The organism is Pseudomonas sp. NPDC089554 (assembly GCF_050280645.1).
Lineage (GTDB): Bacteria > Pseudomonadota > Gammaproteobacteria > Pseudomonadales > Pseudomonadaceae > Aquipseudomonas.
In genome coordinates this window covers 1-16,125 of the sequence record NZ_JBNNVR010000110.1, presented here as the reverse complement: position 1 = coordinate 16,125, position 16,125 = coordinate 1, and the positions used below count along the sequence as shown (strand labels likewise).

The window sequence follows — 16,125 nt, the reverse complement described above, 5'->3', positions numbered from 1 at the left end:
CGATCGAGGCACGCAAGCGTTACGGCGTGCTGTAACCCTGAAGGCGAGGCCCGCACACGCGGGCCTCGCCTTCAATCACATCGCAGCGGTTTCAAGCATCCCGCCACTTACTCGCCGGCCTTCTCGGCGTTGAAACCGTCGAAGTTCTCGAACACACCCATGAAGCCCGGCACGGTCGCTTCACGCGCCCAATCGCGTTGCAGCTCGCAGTACATCTGCACACGGCTGATGAGCTTGACGCCCGCCTGCTCCAAGCGGCGCAATGCCGCTTCATGGGCGGCGAGCGAAGTACCGCCGACCGCATCGACCGGCACGTACACCTCGTAGCCTTCCTGGATTGCATCCAGCGCCGGGAACGCCAGGCAAGCCTCGGTCCACAGCGCGGTCATGATCAGCTTGCGCCGGCCAACGGCCTTGACCGCGTCCTTGAAGCCGGTGTCTTCCCAGCTGTTGATCGAGGTGCGGTCGTAGGTCGGCAGATGGCCCAGCACGTCTTGCAGTTGCTGGATCGGCGGCTTGTTGCGACCGGTCTCTACGTTCACCGTGGAGTGGATGATCGGGAGCTTGTAGTTGAGGGCGGCCTTGGCGACGCTGGTGATGTTGAACACCAGTTCATCGCGGGGCATCGAGCGAATCGAGGAGACCTGGATCGGCTGGTAGTCGATGATGATGAGCATCGAGTTCTCAGGCGTCAGAAGCTGGTCGGTGAGTGGGTTACGAAGAGTCTCGCTTGCCATTTGCACATCCTGTTCTCAGTTGTAATGGCCGGACCAGGCGCCTGCGGCGTTATAGTCCGGAAACCGGATTGTGCTGTTCCGGGAATCGCCACAGTAGTCGCATCCCGTGACTAGCTGTGTTGCTAAAAGGGGAACACCGACGTGGATCTGGAAACACTCGAAACCTTCGTGGAAGTCGCCGACACCGGGGGCATTTCCCAGGCGGCGCAGCGCCTTGGGGTGAGCAAGTCGATCGTCAGCCGCAGGCTGTCGCGGCTCGAAGCAGAGCTGGGCACCCAGTTGCTGGCGCGCAGTACCCGCGGGGCGGCACTGACCGAGGCTGGGGCTACGTTTCGCGACCACGCTGCCAAAGTGTGCGCCGAGATCGACAGTGCACGCGAAGCGATCTTGCCGAACGGGCCGCTGCGCGGTCGCTTGCGCGTCGCCGTCCCCGTCTCCTTCGGCCCCACCTTCGCCCCGATGCTGGCGGAAATGGCGCGGCGCCACCCAGAACTCACGATCCAGACTTGCTACAGCGACCGCTTCGTCGACCTGATCGGCGAGGGTTTCGATTGCGGGATACGGGTGGGCTACCTGCCGGACTCGAACCTGGTTATCGCCAAGCGCATCGGGCCGGTGTACACCACGTTGGTGGCAAGCCCGGCGTACCTGAAGGCCCATGGTGCACCGCAATCGCCAGAGGCACTCGGCGAACACCAGGCTCTGATGCAGAGCACCGAAACCTGGCAGTTCCTCGATGGCGACAAGGTCGTCACCGGTCACCCACAGGGGCGGTTCAAGGCCGATAACGGCAGGGCGCTGGTGGATGCAGCGGTTGCGGGGTTGGGCATTGCCTACCTGCCCGATTGCCTGATACAGGAGCATTTGAACGCGGGGGCGCTGGTGCCGATCATGACCGCTTACCCACCACCGCCGGCAGGTGCCTATGTCGTGCGCCTGCCAGGCCAGCACCCGGCACGCAAGATACGCCTACTCACGGAACTGCTGATCGAGCTGTTCGGCGAAACGCTACACGCCCCGGCACCTGTCGCTCGCTGAACGCTCAGACCAGCTCGGCGCGCTTGAGCTCGCTCTTGAGGTAGGCGTAGTAGATCGGCCCTGCCACCACCCCTGGCAGGCCGAACGCGGCTTCGAACACCAGCATCGCCAGCAGCAGCTCCCACGACTTGGCGCTGATCTGCCCGCCGACGATGCGGGCGTTGAGGAAATACTCGACCTTGTGGATCACGATCAGGTAACCCAGCGCCGCGACTGCCACCCAGATCGACAACGACAGCCCGACGATGGTGATCAGGGTGTTGGAGATCAGGTTGCCGATCACCGGCAGCAGGCCGAGCAGGAAGGTCAGCACGATCAGCGTCTTGGTCAGCGGCAGGTGCACGTCGAACAGCGGGAACACCACCGCCAGGAAGATGCCGGTGAAGAAGGTGTTGAGCAGCGAGATCTTGATCTGCGCAAAAACGATGTTGCGAAACGCCTGCACCAGCAGGCTCAGGCGCTCGAACAGCGCCGCCGCCAGGGGCTTGCGTCGGGTCAGGTCGGGTATGCGCTGCAAGGCCACGATGGCGCCGAGGATCATGCCGATCAGCAGGGTGACGAACATATGCGCCATGCCCTTGCCGACCAACTGCAACTCGCCCAGGTGGCTACGCAGCCAATCGCCGATGGCCACCTTGAACTCGGCGGCGCTGGCCGGCAGGTAGCCTTCGATGAACGGCGGCAACTGGCCGCGCGCGCGCTCCACCAGGCCCATGAACTTGTCCAGCGAGGCGCCGGGGTTCTCCGCCTCGTGCAGCAGGAAGCTGAAGGCCCCGGCGATCAGCAGCGTCAGGCTGCTGACCACCAGCGTGCCGAGCAGCGCCACCGCCAGCCAGCGCGCACGCTGCCCGGCGATGACCACCTGCAAGCGGGGGGTAAGCATGTTGACCAGTTCGAACACCAAAAGCCCGGCCAACAGGCTCGGCAGCAGCTTCAGGGGCAGCGCCAGCAGCAGGCCGGCAAACACGATGATCCAGCTGGCCAGGGTGATCTGGCGGGGGGTGAAGGTCATACGGCCTCGGCGGCAGACGGCGCAAAGACACGCAGTCTGCCAGCCTTCACGCACCAGGCATAGGCGCGGGTCATTTCTTCTTCAGGCAGTCGCTCATGAAGGCTTTGCGCTCGTCGCCCTTGAGCGCCTTGGTAGTGGCGTCGGCGTTGCAGGTCTTCATTTTTTCCTGCTGGGTGGCTGGCGCCTTGGCCTTGAGGCAAGTGCTCATGAACGCCTTGCGCTCGTCGCCCTTGAGGGCTTTTTCGCTGGCTTCGGCGTTGCAGGTTTTCATTTTCTCCTGCTGCGCGGTGGCGGCGAATCCTTGCGCGCTGAGCAACACACCCAATACCAGTAATGGCAGGTGCAGCATTTTCATGGAGTGGTCTCCTTGTTTCCGCGCTGAATGCACGGCTGTCGAGCTGAGTGTAGACAAGAATTTTTACATTCAGCTCAGCCCTGGCGCGCCTGGCGGCGGTACTGCTCGGGGGTGCAGTGGGCCTGGCGCTGGAACATGGCGATGAATGCCGAAGCGCTGCTGTAGCCCAGGTCGAAGGCGATGGCCTGGATCGGCGCACCGCTCTCCAGCGCCTCGATGGCCCGCAAAAAGCGCAGGCGCAGGCGCCATTCGCCGAAGCTGATGCCCAGCTCACGCAGGAACTGCCGGGCCAGGGTGCGCTCGCTGACGTGCACCTGGCTGGCCCAGTCGGCCAGCGGGCGGTTGTCGCCAGGCTCGGCATGCAGGGCCTCCAGGACCTGGCGCAGGCCTTCGCTGTGGGCAAAGGGCAGGTAGGCGGTCTGGGTCGGCGCCAGCAGCAATTGGTCGAGCAATACCTGCACCAGGCGCTGGTCGCGGGCGTCCTGGGCCACACGCAAGTCGCGCCGGGCGAAATCGCCGAGAATCGCCTTGAGGATGTCGCTGATCAACAGGCTGCACGGCTGCGCGGGCAACTGCGCGCACAGGCTGGCATCGAGGTAGACCGAGCGGTAGACGATGGCCTGGGGGTTGTAGCAACCATGCTCATGGCCCGGCGGTACCCACACCGCGTAGAGCGGCGGCGAGACGAAGCGCTGGCCTTCGACATCCAGGTGCATCACGCCGTGGGAGGCATAGTTGAGCTGGCCCCAGGTGTGGCGGTGCGGGGCGCTGGTGGTATCGGCGCTGAATTCGTCATAGCGGAAGTACACCGGGGCGGGGAGCTTGGTGAAGGTGGGGATGTCGAGGTACTTGGCGGCCATGGTGTCTGGTTCGATGGGCAGGTTGTCTGGATGCAAGTATAGGCGTTCGGACAGACAGGGGGATAATGGCGGCCATCGCGGCGCACTCTTCGCGGGCAAGCCCGCTCCTACAGGGATTGCGCAGACCTTGTAGGAGCGGGCTTGCCCGCGAAAAGGGCCCGCACTCACACTGCAAGCCCAAGAGCCACAGAAACATGAACTACACCTTCCCCCTCATGGCGATCCTCATCTGGGCCGGCAACACCGTGGTCACCAAGATGTCCGCCGGGGCCATCTTCCCCGCCGAGATCGGCTTCTACCGCTGGCTGCTGGCCGGGTTGCTGTTCACCCCCTTCCTGCTGCCCCAGGTCTGGCGCAACTGGGCGGCCATCCGCCCGCACCTGGGCAAGCTGTTCGTCCTTGGCGTGCTGGGCATGGCCATGTACCAGAGCCTGGCGTACTTCGCCGCCGCCGTCACCAGCGCCACCAACATGGGCATCATCCTGTCGCTGATGCCTTTGATGTCGCTGGCGCTGTCCATCGCCTGGCTGGGCCAGCGCCTGACCTTCGGTGCACTGGCCGGGGCTGCGGTGTCGTTCGTCGGGGTGCTCGAAGTGGTCTCGGCGGGCAAGCCGCAGGCCCTGTTGCAACAGGGCCTGAACCACGGCGACCTGATGATGCTGGTGGCGACCTTCGCCTATGCGCTGTACAGCTTCCTGCTGAAGAAATGGCAGTTGCGCCTGCCGCCCCTGCAACTGCTGTACCTGCAAATCCTGGTCGCCATCTTGGTGTTGCTGCCGCTGTTCCTGCTGTCGCCCAAGACCGGCCTCACCACCGGCAACGTCGGCCTGGTGCTGTATGCCTGCGTGCTGGCCTCGATGATCGCCCCGCTGTTCTGGATGCAGGCCGTGCAGCGCCTGGGCCCCAGCCGCACCACGCTGTTCTTCAACCTACTGCCGGTGGTGACCGCGCTGATCGCCGCCGGGGTACTGGGCGAGGAGTTGGCCAGCTACCACTTGTATGGCGGGCTGCTGACACTGGCGGGGGTGATCCTCGCCGAACGCTGGACCACCCCGCTGCGCCGCACCGTTACAAGCCCGCAGCCTTGAGCCGGGCGGCATGTTCGAGGAACAGCCGCACCGGGTCGGCGCCCTTGCCCACCGCGCCCATCTGCTGGTTGACGATATCCAGGTGATCGAGCGGGTAGTCGTCGCCGATCACCTCGCCCAGGTGTGAGCTGTAGCGCCCGACCATGCCATCGCACTGGCCTTTTTCCCGCACGAAGCTGCGGGCGAACAGGCGGCAGAAGCGGTTGCTCCCATCGAAGCGGTTCAGGCCGCGGTCAGTAAGGCCTGGCTGCAAGGTCCCGGACCAGGAGTAATAGCGCACCCCGCCCACTTCGGCGGGACCATGACCACCCCAGGTGCTCGGCAAGCCCTGTGGATAAGCCTGGTTGAACAGCGCCACCCCGGCGCTGGTCAGTGACTGGTGCGAAGCGTGCACGTCGATCGGCAGCGGGTCGCGGCGCCAGCCGGTTTCCAGCCACACCAGCAGCACGCCCAGGCCATGCAAGGCGGCCCGCAACAGGCGCCCCTTGGCCGAATGGCCCGGCGCCGCGCGTTCGAGGTGGTCGGCCAGCTCCGAGCCGTGGTTGGGGCCGGCCACCGAAGTCACCGAGGCCACCCGCTGCGGACGCAGGGCCGCTGCATAGCGTGCTGTGAGAGCGCCCTGGCTGTGGCCGATGAGGTTGACCTTGTCGGCGCCGGTGCGTACGCAGATGTCCTCGATAATTGCCAGCAACTGCTCACCGCGCACTTCGCTCGAATGCAATGGCGAGACCTGCACGGGGAACACCTGCGCGCCCCTGCGGCGCAACGCCGGGACGATGCCGAACCAGTACGGGAAGAGCACCAGGCGCACGAAGCCGAGCATGCCGGGCACCAATACCAATGGGTAGCGTGTGGCCAATTCCTGCGTCATTCCCTTGCCTCCTGTGGCCGAGCCCGGGCCGCTTCTTACTATAGGTTGTGAATCGAACTCCTGACGCGCCGCGCGGTTCCAAGCAGAACACCCCCCATGCAAGGAGCGTGACCATGTACAGAAAGACTCTGGCCATTCTGCTGGCAAGCGCCACCCTCGCCGCCTGCGGCAGCCGCCCGGAAAACCCGGTGGACTACGTCACCTACCGCGACGAGCCGCTGGTCAAGCAGGTCGAGAACGGCATGACCATGCAGCGGGTCAACGCCATCGCCGGCAACCCCTCCAGCGCCACCGACCTGCCCCACGGCGGCACCTGCAACGACTACATCCTCAACCGTGACGGCCACCAGCAGCCGTACTACGTGCGCTTCGACGCCACCGGGCATGTCGACGCCAAGGGCTTCAAGACCTGCAAGCAACGCGAAGAAGACAGCAAGGCCGCCGCCGGTGCGTGAGCCGCCTGAGCCGTCCCAGTAACCGACCACCCTGAATAGCGGAGACGACCATGAGCAATGCTGAACTGACCGACGTGAAAACCCTGCGCGAACGTGCCCGCCAGCATGTCGAGCAAGGCGCCGTGACCGAGGGCTACAGCGCCGACCGCGAGCAGATTCTGCGTCTGCTCAACGAGTCACTGGCCACCGAGCTGGTCTGCACCCTGCGCTACAAGCGCCACTACTTCATGGCCAGCGGCATCAAGGCCAGCGTGGCGGCGAAGGAGTTCCTCGAGCACGCCAACCAGGAAAGCGAGCACGCCGACAAACTGGCCGAGCGCATCGTGCAACTGGGTGGCGAGCCGGACTTCAACCCGGACAACCTGACCAAGAACTCCCATGCCCAGTACGTGGCCGGCAGCTCGCTGAAGGAAATGGTGCTGGAGGACCTGGTGGCCGAGCGGATCGCCATCGACAGCTACCGCGAGATCATCCAGTACATTGGCGAGAAGGACCCGACTACACGGCGCATCTTCGAGGACATCCTGGCCCAGGAAGAAGAGCATGCCGATGACATGGCGGATTTGCTGCAAGGGCTGTAGGAAGGGTTGAGCCAGTACCGGCCCTATCGCGGGGCAAGCCCGCGATAGGGCCGGTACTGAATGAACGCGGTACCAGCAACCACCACTACTTCTTCGCCCCCACCGCCGCCGGCGCCTTGCCGGCTTTCATCTGCTCCAGCAACGGCGTGCACTGGTTCGGCACATCGCCACTCGGTGCAATCAGCGCCAGCAAGCCCGCCGCCGGCCCCACCGCTACCCCCAACGCGACCATACCCGCGCCACGCAGCGCCAGCGGCACGGCCTGCACACCGGCATTGGGCTTGGCGAACGGCCCTCGTACGTATAGCGGAGAGCGCAGCGAGAACAGGCGCAGGCCCTTGGACTCCGGGGTGACTTTCAAATCCAGCTGCTCGCTGGCGAAATTGGCGGTGCCGTTGATATAGATGATGGCGTTCTCGGTATCGAAGACGAACAGCCGGGTCGTGGCCAGGCCGTCCTTGATACCGATGTTGGCTGCCGCGCAGTTGATCTTCACATCCTCGTCGCCAAACAGCTTGTCGACCACATAGTTGCCGACGTTCAACCCGGCGATCTCCATCAGGCTGCGGCTGATGGCGCCATCGTTTATCAAAAGACGCAGGTCGCCATTGGCGGTGCCCAGCAACGCCGCCACCGAATTGCCCCGGCCACTGATATCGGCATCGCCGTTGAGCTCGCCGAAGCTGGTCTGCATGGGGGCGAAGGTGGGGAACAGTTGCTTGAGCTTGAAGCCGCGGGCGGTGAGCTGGGCACGGCCTTGCAGGGGTGCGGCGCGACCATCGAGGCGAATGTTCGAGTCGAGGTTGCCGCCTGCCACGCCAAAGCGCAGCGGCGCAAGGCGCAGCAGGCCGTCTTCGAGCAACACATGGGCCGACAGGTCGTTGAACGGCAGTTGCTCGCTGTGGACGATGCGCTTGCCGGCGAAGGTGACATCGGCGTCCATCGCCCGCCAGCGCTCGGTGCGGAACTCCTCCACCGGCAGCACCTTGCCTGTCGGCTGCTTGCTGGCACCACCTCGGGCCTTCTGCTCGGCATTGGAGTCGGCGCCGATCAAGGGGGCGAGGTCCTTGAACAGCAGCTGGTTGGACACCAGGTTGCCGGAAAGCTTGGGGCGCGGCTGGCTGGCGACGAATGCCAGGTCGCCATGGATATCGCTGTCGCCGATCTTGCCGTTGAAGCCTTCATAACGGAAACGCGCACCCTCGGGCTCGTGCAAGTTGGCAGTGAGGTGGCCGTCGGTGCTGTAGGGCGGGGTGTCAGGCAGGGTCACACCGGTCAAGGGGTAGAGGTTGCCCAGGCTGCTACCGGACAAGCGCAGGCGCAGGTCGAGGGCGCCCAGGTTGCGTGGGTCGGTGAGGGTGCCGGCGAGGGCTACGCGGGTATCACCGATGCGCGCGTCGGCTTGCAGGGGGAAGGGTTGGCTGGCGTCCTGCAGCGCCAGCAAACCGCCGATCTTGCCAGTGGCGGATACCGCCTGGCCTTTATAGCGGCCCTGGGCCTTGAGGCCAAAGGCGTAGTCCTGTGCCCCACCGGCTTTTTCGGCGCTGGCCTTGCCAACGATCTCGCTGAACGGAATCGGCTTGCCGAGCGGGTCGATCTGCACCTTCATGCTGGTTTGCAGGGTCTGGTCGTCGAAACTGACATTGCCTTGGTCGAAACCGATGGCGCCGATGTCCAGCACCCACTTCGACGGCTCGGCATTTTTGTCCTTTGGCCCAAAATCGAACACCCAGTTGGCCCGGCCATCGGCCAAGCGGGTCAAGCCGGCGACGGGTTGGGTCAGGTCGATACGTGGGATGACGATCTGCTGGAACAACAGTGGCAGCGGCGACAGGCGAAACTCGACGCGCTCCAGGCCCACCATCTGCGGCTCCTTGTCCCACTCGGGGTTGCCCAGGGAGAGGTCCTCGGCAATGAAGCGCGGCCACGGCACCCAGGCGCGCCAGCCGCCCTGGTCCGGCTCACGTTGCCATTGCACGGCCAGGTTGCCGTTGATGGCGAAGGGGCGGTGCAGGGCTTCGGAGACCTTCTCGTTGAGCATCGGCTTGACGCGGTTCCAGTCGAAGGTGGCGATCACCACCACCAGTATCGCCAACAGGGCCGCGAGGCTGGCGAGGGTCCAGGCGAAGATTCTGGCGGGGCGCGTCATTGCGTGATTCTCCTGACTGCATGAGCTAAGGCACGACGGTGGCTTTCACTATCTCGGACTGATGAAAAACGCCGTGGTTTTATCGAAGTGGCCAATGATAGTGAAGATTTTTCCGGGCCGTATCCGCAGCTTTCCGCCGGTCGAACGCCTCGATGTTACTCCAGGCCACGGGTAGCACTTGGCCACATATATCCCTGTAACGCCTTATCTAGAGCCACCCCTGGGTTCCATCAATTCCGTCGATTGTCACCATTAGCTTTATGAACTTCTCTCTTAAGTTACTAAGCGTAGCATTGCCCTCGTACCCACTTTCTAGCGCCCCACGAGGAGCACCGAATCATGAAACGCCAACTGCTGCTGAGCCTGAGTTTGTCCATCCTTGCTGCCAACGCCTTCGCCCTGCCAGCCAAGGATCAACACCTGACCTCTGAAGCACGTTCCAGCGCCGAGATCTCCCAGCCGCTGAACCCGCTGGCCGAAGGTGGTTCGGATCGTCTGATCGAGCGCAACAACCGCGTCGCCGAAGGTGGTTCGGATCGTCTGATCGAACGTAACAACCGCGTTGCCGAAGGTGGCTCGGATCGTCTGATCGAACGTAACAACCGCGTTGCTGAAGGTGGTTCGGATCGCCTGATCGAGCGTAACAACCGCGTCGCCGAAGGTGGCTCGGATCGTCTGATCGAGCGTAACAACCGCGTTGCCGAAGGTGGTTCTGACCGCCTGATCGAGCGTAACAACCGTGTTGCCGAAGGTGGCTCGGATCGTCTGGTCGAACTCAGCCGTGTGAGCTAACCCTTATGGCTGAAAACGACAACTCGACATATCAAGCCTGTTCCCCTCCAAAGCCCGGTCCATTGACCGGGCTTCGTTTTTTCTAGAGTGCCTAGCCGGTACAGCCGCAGCACCCTGCCCCCCTACAAGCCCCGCGCCGAACAAAATATAAAGCCCTGAAACACCCTATCTAGAGCCATCCAAAGCTCCATCAATAGCGTCGATGGTCACCATTAGCCTTATGAACTTCTCTCTTAAGTTACTAAGAGTAGCATTGCCCTCGTACCCACTTTCCAGCGTCCCACGAGGAGCACCGAATCATGAAACGCCAACTACTGCTGAGCCTGAGTCTGTCCATCCTGGCTGCCAACGCCTTCGCCCTGCCAGCCAAGGATCAACACCTGACTTCCGAAGCTCGTTCCAGCGCCGCCGAGATTTCCCAGCCGCTGAACCCACTGGCCGAAGGTGGTGCAGAGCGTCTGCAAGAGCGCAACAACCGCGTTGCCGACAGCGGTGCTGAAGTACTGAATCAGCGTAATATCGCCGAGGGTGGCTCGGACCGCCTGATCGAGCGCAACAACCGCGTTGCCGACAGCGGTGCCGAAGTACTGAATCAGCGCAATGTCGCCGAAGGTGGCTCCGACCGCCTGATCGAGCGCAACAACCGCGTTGCCGACAGCGGTGCCGAAGTACTGAATCAGCGTAGTGTCGCCGAGGGTGGCTCGGACCGTCTGGTCGAACTCAGCCGTGTGAGCTAACCCTTATGGCTGAAAACGACAACTCGATATACCCCGCGTGTTCTCCTCCCTAGCCCGGTCCATTGACCGGGCTTCGTTTTTTTATCTAGAGTGCCCAGCCGTACAACCACAGAATCCTGCCCCATGCTGCCGCGCGCCGAACAGAAGCTCCAGACCCGCCAAGCCCTGCTGGACGCCGCCTGCCAGCTGATGGAGAGCGGCCGAGGCTTTGGTGGCATCAGCCTGCGCGAAGTGGCCAAGGCCGCGGGTATCGTGCCGACCGGCTTCTACCGGCACTTCACCGACATGGACGCCCTGGGCCTGGCCCTGGTCGCCGAAGTGGACACCACCTTCCGCCAGACCATTCGTCTGGTACGCCAGAATGAATTCGAGCTTGGCGGCATCACCGACGCCTCGGTGCGTATCTTCCTCGACGTCGTGGCCGCCCACCGTGCGCAGTTCCTGTTTCTCGCCCGCGAGCAATACGGCGGCTCCCAGGCCGTGCGCCAGGCCATCGCGCAGCTGCGTCAGGGCATCAGCACCGACCTTGCCACCGACCTGGCCCGCATGCCGCGCTGGCAGCACCTCGACAGCGCGGCCCTGGCCGTGATGGCCGACCTGGTGGTGAAAACGGTGTTCGCTACCCTGCCGGAGCTGATCGACCGCCCCGACCCGAACACCCCGCAGGCCCTCAGTCCCCAAGAGAAGATCACCCAGCAATTGCGCTTCATCTTCGTCGGCGCCCGCCACTGGCAAGGCCTGGGCCACCCCAACTGAGAGAGCGCCAGGGGCAGTTCTGCTACCATGGCGCACTGCCCGATCGTCACGAGCGCCTTCATGCCCAGCACCGCCCCTTCCGAACTCAATACCCGCCTGGCACGCCTGCGCCAGCACTTCGCCGAACGCATCGTGCCGCTGTGGCAGGGCCCAGGCTGGAACGCGGAGCTGGCCCTGCCCTTCGAGGCCCTCGACACCCAGCACCAGCCGCTGCCGCCCCAGCGCTACCGGGCCATGGCCTGCGCACGCCAGCTGTACCTGTTCAGCAGCCGTATCGAGCAGCCGGGCGCCGCCGAGCGGGCTGCGGCGCTGTTTCGCTCGCTGCAACGGCATTTCCACGATGCCGAGCATGGCGGCTGGTTCTACAGCATCGATGCCGAGGGCAAGCCGCTGGACCGGCGCAAGGACCTCTACACCCACGCCTTCATCGTGTTCGCCTGCGCCCATTACTGGGGCAAAGTGCGTGAAGGCCTGGTGGAGTCGACGCTCAATGCGGCGCTTGAGATCGTCGCCGAACGCTTCGCCCGTGACGATGGGTTGTACGAGGCGAGCCTGGGCGAAGACTGGTCCGACTTGGCCAGCGGCCCACTACAAAACCCGCAAATGCACCTGGCAGAGGCCTTCCTGCAAACCCTCGCGGTGCGCGAGGATGCTGCGGTACAGCAAGCGCTGGTGCAGTTATGCACAGCCTTGCAGGCGCACTTCATCGAACCTGCCCACGGCCTGATGCTGGAAAAACCACGCGGTTCTGTGGATAACTGGTTCGAGCCGGGTCATCAATTCGAATGGTTCTACCTGCTGGAAACTTCGTCATTGCTCAACGGCAGCCCGCTGCATGCCTCGATTTCCCGGGCGTTCGCCTATGCCGAGCAGTGCGGCGTGAAAGATTCGGCAGTGCTGTCGATGCTCGCCGTGGACGGCCAGGTGCTCGACCCCACCCAGCGTATTTGGGCCCAGGCCGAATACCTGCGGGCGCTGGCGCTGCAACCAGGCAGTGAAACCCGCCTGCTGGCGCAGCTGACGGCAATGGAAGAACGCTTCCTGCACCCGGCGGGCTGGTACGAATGCCGCGACGGCCAAGGCTCGGTCAGCCGCCACGACATGCCCTCCACCACGCCGTACCACTTGGCGACCTGCCTGGAAGGCCTGCAGCGCCTGGAGTAAGGCCGGGGCCGCTTTGCGGCCCCAGAAGAGGTATACCCGCTATCAGCCCTTGACCGAACGGTCGATGGCGAACCCAGCCCAATCCTGGCTCACCGGCATCAGCTCGAGGTTGTTGATGTTGATGTGTGCCGGCTGGTTGAGCACCCAGAAGATGGTGTCGGCGATGTCCTGCGGCTGGATCGGCTCAGCGCCAGCATAGGTGGCGTCGTAGCGCGCCTGGTCGCCACCGAAGCGCACCAGCGAGAACTCGCTTTCGCACAGCCCCGGCTCGATATTGGTCACGCGCACGCCGGTGCCGCGCAGGTCGCAGCGCAGGCTCAGGGAGAACTGCCCGACGAAGGCCTTGGTGCCGCCATATACGTGGCTGCCGGGGTACGGATAGTTACCCGCCACGGAACCGACGTTGAGGATGCTCGCGCCACGGCCATGAGCGATCATCCGAGGCAGCAGCAGGCGGGTGGTGTACATCAGGCCCTTGATGTTGGTGTCGACCATGGTTTCCCAGTCGTCCAGGTCGCACTGTGGCGCCGGGTCCGCGCCCAGGGCCAAACCTGCGTTGTTGACCAGGCCCTGGAGTTTGTCGAAGGTCGGTGGCAGGCCGGCGATGGCGGCCTCCATGGCTTTGCGGTCACGCACATCGACCACCAGCCCCAGCACTTCGGTCTTGGCCGACAGTTCGGCGCACAGGGCGTCCAGGCGCTCCTTGCGACGGCCGGTGAGCACCAGCTTCCAACCGGCCTCGGCAAAGCGGCGGGCGGTGGCCTCGCCGAAACCGGAAGTCGCGCCAGTGATGAATACGGTGGACGTCATGCTGTTCTCCTTCGCTGTTCAGGCTGGGTCGCCAAGCCATGCAGCATGCCCGCCGGGCACGCTGGCAGCAAGCCGTTTCCACCCTTGTTCAAAAAACGATCAACTGCACCAAAGCCTTGTGCCAAGGGGGCTGCCGACAGGTATGCGCATGTTATCCACAAGCCTTTCCCCACGGATTGGGGGCAATTCGTCAGATGCATGGAACCCTTTGTCCGTAGCGGAATCGCGGCCGTAGTGGCGCAACGCTTTCAACGGTGCCTGTTGCAGCGGTCTGTCCAAGGCTTTTACACAGAGTTATCCACAGGATTTCAGCGTTAGCGAAAGCCCTGTCGAGAGGCGAGAAAGAGGCTTTTTTCGAAGCGCCGAGGGATACTGATCAAAAAACGAACAAAATCCTACAGGTCACGAATATAAAGGCTTACAGCGGAGTGCCACCATGTTTTCCACAGGCGGCTCCACATCATCCGTGGACAAATATGAGCCTGTGGAAACAAGGGCTTGCGAAGGGAATATCGAGTGTTTAAAGCGACATATGCGACAAGTTGTCCACATCGTACATCGGGGCTGCTGTGCAGCCCATTCGCGGGCAAGCCCGCTCCTACAGGAGTATAGAGACCCTGTAGGAGCGGGCTTGCCCGCGAATGGGCCGCACAGCGGCCCTCAGTGCCCGCCCAGGTAGGCGTTGCGCACTTCCTCGTTGACCAACAGCTCCTGCCCAGTGCCACTCATGCGGATCTGCCCGTTGACCATCACATAGGCCCGGTCCGACAGCTTCAGCGCGTGGTTGGCGTTCTGTTCCACGAGGAAGATGGTCATCCCGGTCTGCGCCAACTCGCGCAAGGTCGAGAAGATCTGCTTGACCACGATCGGCGCCAGCCCCAGCGACGGCTCGTCGAGCAGCAGCAGCTTGGGCCGGCTCATCAGCGCACGAGCGATGGCCAGCATCTGCTGCTCACCGCCCGACATGGTCATGGCCCGCTGGTTGCGTCGCTCCTTGAGCCGTGGGAACAGCTCGTACATGCGCTGCATGTCCTCGTCGGCATGCTTGTCGCCAATCGGAATGGTCCCCATCATCAGGTTTTCCTCGACGGTCATGTCGGGGAACACCCGGCGCCCTTCCGGAGACTGGGCAATGCCGTTGGAGGCGATGTAGTGCGACGACTTGCGGGTGATGTCGGTGCCGCGGTAGATGATCTGCCCGCTGGCCGCGCGCGGCTGGCCGAAGATCGACATCAGCAAGGTCGACTTGCCCGCGCCGTTGGCGCCGATCAGGCTGACCGTCTCGCCTTCGTCGATATGCATCGAGACCTTTTTCAGCGCCTGGATCGGCCCGTAGAACACATCCAGGTCCTTGAGCTCGAGAATGGGTGCACTCATACCAGTTCCTCTTCGTCTGCACCCAGGTAGGCGGCGATCACGGTCGGGTTGTTGCGGATATCCTGCGGCGCGCCTTCGGCGATCACCGTGCCATGGTCGAGCACCACGATGTGGTCGGAAATGCTCATGACCATGCCCATGTCGTGCTCGATCAGCACCACGGTAATGTCGTGCTCGTCACGCAGCACGCGAATCATGCGGCTCAACGCCTCGGTTTCCTGCGGGTTGAGGCCCGCCGCCGGTTCGTCCAGGCAGATGATCTTCGGCCGCGTGCACATGGCCCGGGCGATTTCCAGGCGGCGTTGCTGGCCGTAGGACAGCTCGCCGGCCAGGCGGTTGGCGCAGTCGACCAGGTCGACCACCTCCAGCCAGTAGAAAGCGTGGTCCAGCGCATCGCTTTCGGCCTGGCGATAACCCTTGGTGTTGAGCACCCCGGCCAGCAGGCTGCGGTTGACCCACATGTGCTGGGCCACCAAAAGGTTCTCCACCACCGACATTTCCTTGAACAGGCGAATGTTCTGGAAGGTGCGCGCCAGGCCTGCGCGGTTCACCAGGTGAGTGCCGCCGAACATCTTGTAGTACATGCGGTTGGCGAAACGCGCCGGGGACACGAAGTCCGCCGCCTGGAAGCGCTCGCCCAGCAGTTGGATGACATTGGTGTGGCTGCCGCGCACGTTCAGCTCGATACGCCCGCCAGTGGCCTTGTAAAAGCCGGTCAGGCAGTTGAACACCGTGGTCTTGCCGGCGCCGTTCGGGCCGATCAGGGCGAAGATCTGGTTGCGCTTGACCTGCAAGCTGACGTCGCTGAGCGCCTTGATGCCGCCGAACTGCATCATCAGGTTGTCGACCGACAGAATGATTTCGTCGCTCATGGCGCCACTCCTTTACGCGGGACCACACCGGTACGGCTGATGCGAATCAGCCCTCGCGGTCGCCAGATCATCATCAGCACCATCAGCACGCCGAACAACAGCACGCGGTATTCCGAGAAGCTACGCAGCAGCTCAGGTGCCACCGTCAGCACGAACGCCGCGATCACCACGCCCACGGTCGAGCCCATGCCGCCCAGCACCACGATGGCGAGGATCAGCGCAGACTCGAAGAAGGTGAACGACGACGGGTTGACGAAGCCTTGGTAGGTGGCGAAGAACACCCCGGCAAGGCCTGCGGTGGAAGCGCCGAGGGTGAAGGCCGAGAGCTTGACCAACACGTGGTTCAGGCCCATCGAGCGGCAGGCGATCTCGTCTTCACGCACCGGCCATGGCTTGGCGAAGAAGCGCTTGTACACCTCGTTGAATGCGGCGCGGTCGGCCATGTCGGTGAGGTAGATGGTCAGGTGCAGC

Annotated in this window: 18 protein-coding genes; 8 read left to right on the top strand and 10 right to left on the bottom strand. The window is 63.6% G+C overall.

The genetic code is table 11. The features are described from left to right. Nucleotides 1-107: 107 nt before the first annotated feature. Nucleotides 108-737 carry a hydrolase gene (locus ACQKPE_RS23205; RefSeq protein WP_427669031.1) on the bottom strand — a complete coding sequence of 210 codons (630 nt, stop codon included), beginning with the start codon at nucleotides 735-737 and terminating at the stop codon, nucleotides 108-110. A 141-nt stretch (nucleotides 738-878) separates the two neighbouring features. Between ACQKPE_RS23205 and ACQKPE_RS23200 the strand changes: the two genes are divergently transcribed. Then, nucleotides 879-1,775: a LysR family transcriptional regulator gene (locus ACQKPE_RS23200; RefSeq protein WP_427669030.1), complete on the top strand. Its 897-nt coding sequence runs from the start codon at nucleotides 879-881 to the stop codon at nucleotides 1,773-1,775. A 4-nt stretch (nucleotides 1,776-1,779) separates the two neighbouring features. Here the strand turns inward: ACQKPE_RS23200 and ACQKPE_RS23195 are convergent, their stop codons facing one another. From ACQKPE_RS23195 to ACQKPE_RS23185, 3 genes are all read right to left on the bottom strand, one after another. Further along, nucleotides 1,780-2,787 carry an AI-2E family transporter gene (locus tag ACQKPE_RS23195; protein ID WP_427669029.1) on the bottom strand — a complete coding sequence of 336 codons (1,008 nt, stop codon included), beginning with the start codon at nucleotides 2,785-2,787 and terminating at the stop codon, nucleotides 1,780-1,782. Nucleotides 2,788-2,857: 70 nt separating this feature from the next. Continuing rightward, the gene (locus ACQKPE_RS23190; RefSeq protein ID WP_427669028.1) at nucleotides 2,858-3,142 is read right to left on the bottom strand and encodes a PsiF family protein; all 285 of its coding nucleotides are present in this window, start codon (nucleotides 3,140-3,142) and stop codon (nucleotides 2,858-2,860) included. Nucleotides 3,143-3,216: 74 nt separating this feature from the next. Continuing rightward, complete coding sequence (locus tag ACQKPE_RS23185; protein WP_427669032.1) at nucleotides 3,217-4,002, bottom strand: AraC family transcriptional regulator; 786 nt, start codon at nucleotides 4,000-4,002, stop codon at nucleotides 3,217-3,219. Nucleotides 4,003-4,196: 194 nt separating this feature from the next. On the opposite strand from ACQKPE_RS23185, the gene ACQKPE_RS23180 reads away from it, so the two are divergent. Further along, nucleotides 4,197-5,090, top strand: a complete 894-nt coding sequence (locus tag ACQKPE_RS23180; RefSeq protein WP_427669027.1) for a DMT family transporter — start codon at nucleotides 4,197-4,199, stop codon at nucleotides 5,088-5,090. Here ACQKPE_RS23180 and ACQKPE_RS23175 read toward each other — a convergent pair. Further along, on the bottom strand, nucleotides 5,071-5,961 hold the full coding sequence (locus tag ACQKPE_RS23175) for an alpha/beta fold hydrolase (protein WP_427669026.1): 891 nt from the start codon (nucleotides 5,959-5,961) through the stop codon (nucleotides 5,071-5,073). The genes ACQKPE_RS23180 and ACQKPE_RS23175 overlap by 20 nt on opposite strands. A gap of 113 nt (nucleotides 5,962-6,074) precedes the next feature. Here ACQKPE_RS23175 and osmE point away from each other — a divergent pair, with 113 nt between their 5' ends. Both osmE and ACQKPE_RS23165 read left to right on the top strand, forming a co-directional pair. After that, on the top strand, nucleotides 6,075-6,416 hold the full coding sequence (gene osmE, locus ACQKPE_RS23170) for an osmotically-inducible lipoprotein OsmE (RefSeq protein WP_427669025.1): 342 nt from the start codon (nucleotides 6,075-6,077) through the stop codon (nucleotides 6,414-6,416). Between the two features lie 50 nt (nucleotides 6,417-6,466). Further along, the gene (locus tag ACQKPE_RS23165) at nucleotides 6,467-6,997 is read left to right on the top strand and encodes a ferritin-like domain-containing protein (RefSeq protein ID WP_427669024.1); all 531 of its coding nucleotides are present in this window, start codon (nucleotides 6,467-6,469) and stop codon (nucleotides 6,995-6,997) included. 85 nt (nucleotides 6,998-7,082) lie between these two features. On the opposite strand, the gene ACQKPE_RS23160 is transcribed toward ACQKPE_RS23165, so the two are convergent. Continuing rightward, entirely contained in the window at nucleotides 7,083-9,146 is a 2,064-nt protein-coding gene (locus tag ACQKPE_RS23160; protein ID WP_427669023.1) for an AsmA family protein, read from the bottom strand. A 339-nt stretch (nucleotides 9,147-9,485) separates the two neighbouring features. On the opposite strand from ACQKPE_RS23160, the gene ACQKPE_RS23155 reads away from it, so the two are divergent. From ACQKPE_RS23155 to ACQKPE_RS23140, 4 genes are all read left to right on the top strand, one after another. Further along, a complete protein-coding gene (locus tag ACQKPE_RS23155; protein WP_427669022.1) occupies nucleotides 9,486-9,938 on the top strand; it encodes a phage infection protein in 453 nt (150 codons plus the stop codon). Between the two features lie 299 nt (nucleotides 9,939-10,237). Continuing rightward, the gene (locus ACQKPE_RS23150) at nucleotides 10,238-10,675 is read left to right on the top strand and encodes a phage infection protein (RefSeq protein ID WP_427669021.1); all 438 of its coding nucleotides are present in this window, start codon (nucleotides 10,238-10,240) and stop codon (nucleotides 10,673-10,675) included. A 123-nt stretch (nucleotides 10,676-10,798) separates the two neighbouring features. Beyond that, the gene (locus ACQKPE_RS23145; RefSeq protein WP_427669020.1) at nucleotides 10,799-11,431 is read left to right on the top strand and encodes a TetR family transcriptional regulator; all 633 of its coding nucleotides are present in this window, start codon (nucleotides 10,799-10,801) and stop codon (nucleotides 11,429-11,431) included. Nucleotides 11,432-11,491: 60 nt separating this feature from the next. Next, nucleotides 11,492-12,595, top strand: a complete 1,104-nt coding sequence (locus ACQKPE_RS23140) for an AGE family epimerase/isomerase (RefSeq protein ID WP_427669019.1) — start codon at nucleotides 11,492-11,494, stop codon at nucleotides 12,593-12,595. A gap of 42 nt (nucleotides 12,596-12,637) precedes the next feature. Here the strand turns inward: ACQKPE_RS23140 and ACQKPE_RS23135 are convergent, their stop codons facing one another. From ACQKPE_RS23135 to ACQKPE_RS23120, 4 genes are all read right to left on the bottom strand, one after another. Further along, complete coding sequence (locus tag ACQKPE_RS23135) at nucleotides 12,638-13,405, bottom strand: SDR family oxidoreductase (protein ID WP_427669018.1); 768 nt, start codon at nucleotides 13,403-13,405, stop codon at nucleotides 12,638-12,640. A 660-nt stretch (nucleotides 13,406-14,065) separates the two neighbouring features. Beyond that, nucleotides 14,066-14,782, bottom strand: coding sequence for an ABC transporter ATP-binding protein (locus ACQKPE_RS23130; RefSeq protein ID WP_427669017.1), 717 nt, complete (start codon nucleotides 14,780-14,782; stop codon nucleotides 14,066-14,068). Continuing rightward, the gene (locus ACQKPE_RS23125) at nucleotides 14,779-15,654 is read right to left on the bottom strand and encodes an ABC transporter ATP-binding protein (protein WP_427669016.1); all 876 of its coding nucleotides are present in this window, start codon (nucleotides 15,652-15,654) and stop codon (nucleotides 14,779-14,781) included. The genes ACQKPE_RS23130 and ACQKPE_RS23125 overlap by 4 nt, the downstream gene beginning before the upstream one ends. Beyond that, nucleotides 15,651-16,125, bottom strand: a 475-nt coding sequence (locus ACQKPE_RS23120; protein ID WP_427669015.1) for an ABC transporter permease subunit, incomplete at its 5' end; no start/stop codon positions are given. The genes ACQKPE_RS23125 and ACQKPE_RS23120, both read right to left, overlap by 4 nt.

What these genes read in the sequence shown, in the direction of transcription:
- ACQKPE_RS23195 (WP_427669029.1), bottom strand. Translation starts at nt 2,787, where the DNA reads ATGACCTTCACCCCCCGCCAGATCACCCTGGCCAGCTGGATCATCGTG.
- ACQKPE_RS23150 (WP_427669021.1), top strand. Translation starts at nt 10,238, where the DNA reads ATGAAACGCCAACTACTGCTGAGCCTGAGTCTGTCCATCCTGGCTGCC.
- ACQKPE_RS23135 (WP_427669018.1), bottom strand. Translation starts at nt 13,405, where the DNA reads ATGACGTCCACCGTATTCATCACTGGCGCGACTTCCGGTTTCGGCGAG.
- ACQKPE_RS23185 (WP_427669032.1), bottom strand. Translation starts at nt 4,002, where the DNA reads ATGGCCGCCAAGTACCTCGACATCCCCACCTTCACCAAGCTCCCCGCC.
- ACQKPE_RS23175 (WP_427669026.1), bottom strand. Translation starts at nt 5,961, where the DNA reads ATGACGCAGGAATTGGCCACACGCTACCCATTGGTATTGGTGCCCGGC.
- ACQKPE_RS23180 (WP_427669027.1), top strand. Translation starts at nt 4,197, where the DNA reads ATGAACTACACCTTCCCCCTCATGGCGATCCTCATCTGGGCCGGCAAC.
- ACQKPE_RS23140 (WP_427669019.1), top strand. Translation starts at nt 11,492, where the DNA reads ATGCCCAGCACCGCCCCTTCCGAACTCAATACCCGCCTGGCACGCCTG.
- ACQKPE_RS23155 (WP_427669022.1), top strand. Translation starts at nt 9,486, where the DNA reads ATGAAACGCCAACTGCTGCTGAGCCTGAGTTTGTCCATCCTTGCTGCC.
- ACQKPE_RS23205 (WP_427669031.1), bottom strand. Translation starts at nt 737, where the DNA reads ATGGCAAGCGAGACTCTTCGTAACCCACTCACCGACCAGCTTCTGACG.
- ACQKPE_RS23145 (WP_427669020.1), top strand. Translation starts at nt 10,799, where the DNA reads ATGCTGCCGCGCGCCGAACAGAAGCTCCAGACCCGCCAAGCCCTGCTG.
- osmE (WP_427669025.1), top strand. Translation starts at nt 6,075, where the DNA reads ATGTACAGAAAGACTCTGGCCATTCTGCTGGCAAGCGCCACCCTCGCC.
- ACQKPE_RS23165 (WP_427669024.1), top strand. Translation starts at nt 6,467, where the DNA reads ATGAGCAATGCTGAACTGACCGACGTGAAAACCCTGCGCGAACGTGCC.
- ACQKPE_RS23125 (WP_427669016.1), bottom strand. Translation starts at nt 15,654, where the DNA reads ATGAGCGACGAAATCATTCTGTCGGTCGACAACCTGATGATGCAGTTC.
- ACQKPE_RS23190 (WP_427669028.1), bottom strand. Translation starts at nt 3,142, where the DNA reads ATGAAAATGCTGCACCTGCCATTACTGGTATTGGGTGTGTTGCTCAGC.
- ACQKPE_RS23130 (WP_427669017.1), bottom strand. Translation starts at nt 14,782, where the DNA reads ATGAGTGCACCCATTCTCGAGCTCAAGGACCTGGATGTGTTCTACGGG.
- ACQKPE_RS23160 (WP_427669023.1), bottom strand. Translation starts at nt 9,146, where the DNA reads ATGACGCGCCCCGCCAGAATCTTCGCCTGGACCCTCGCCAGCCTCGCG.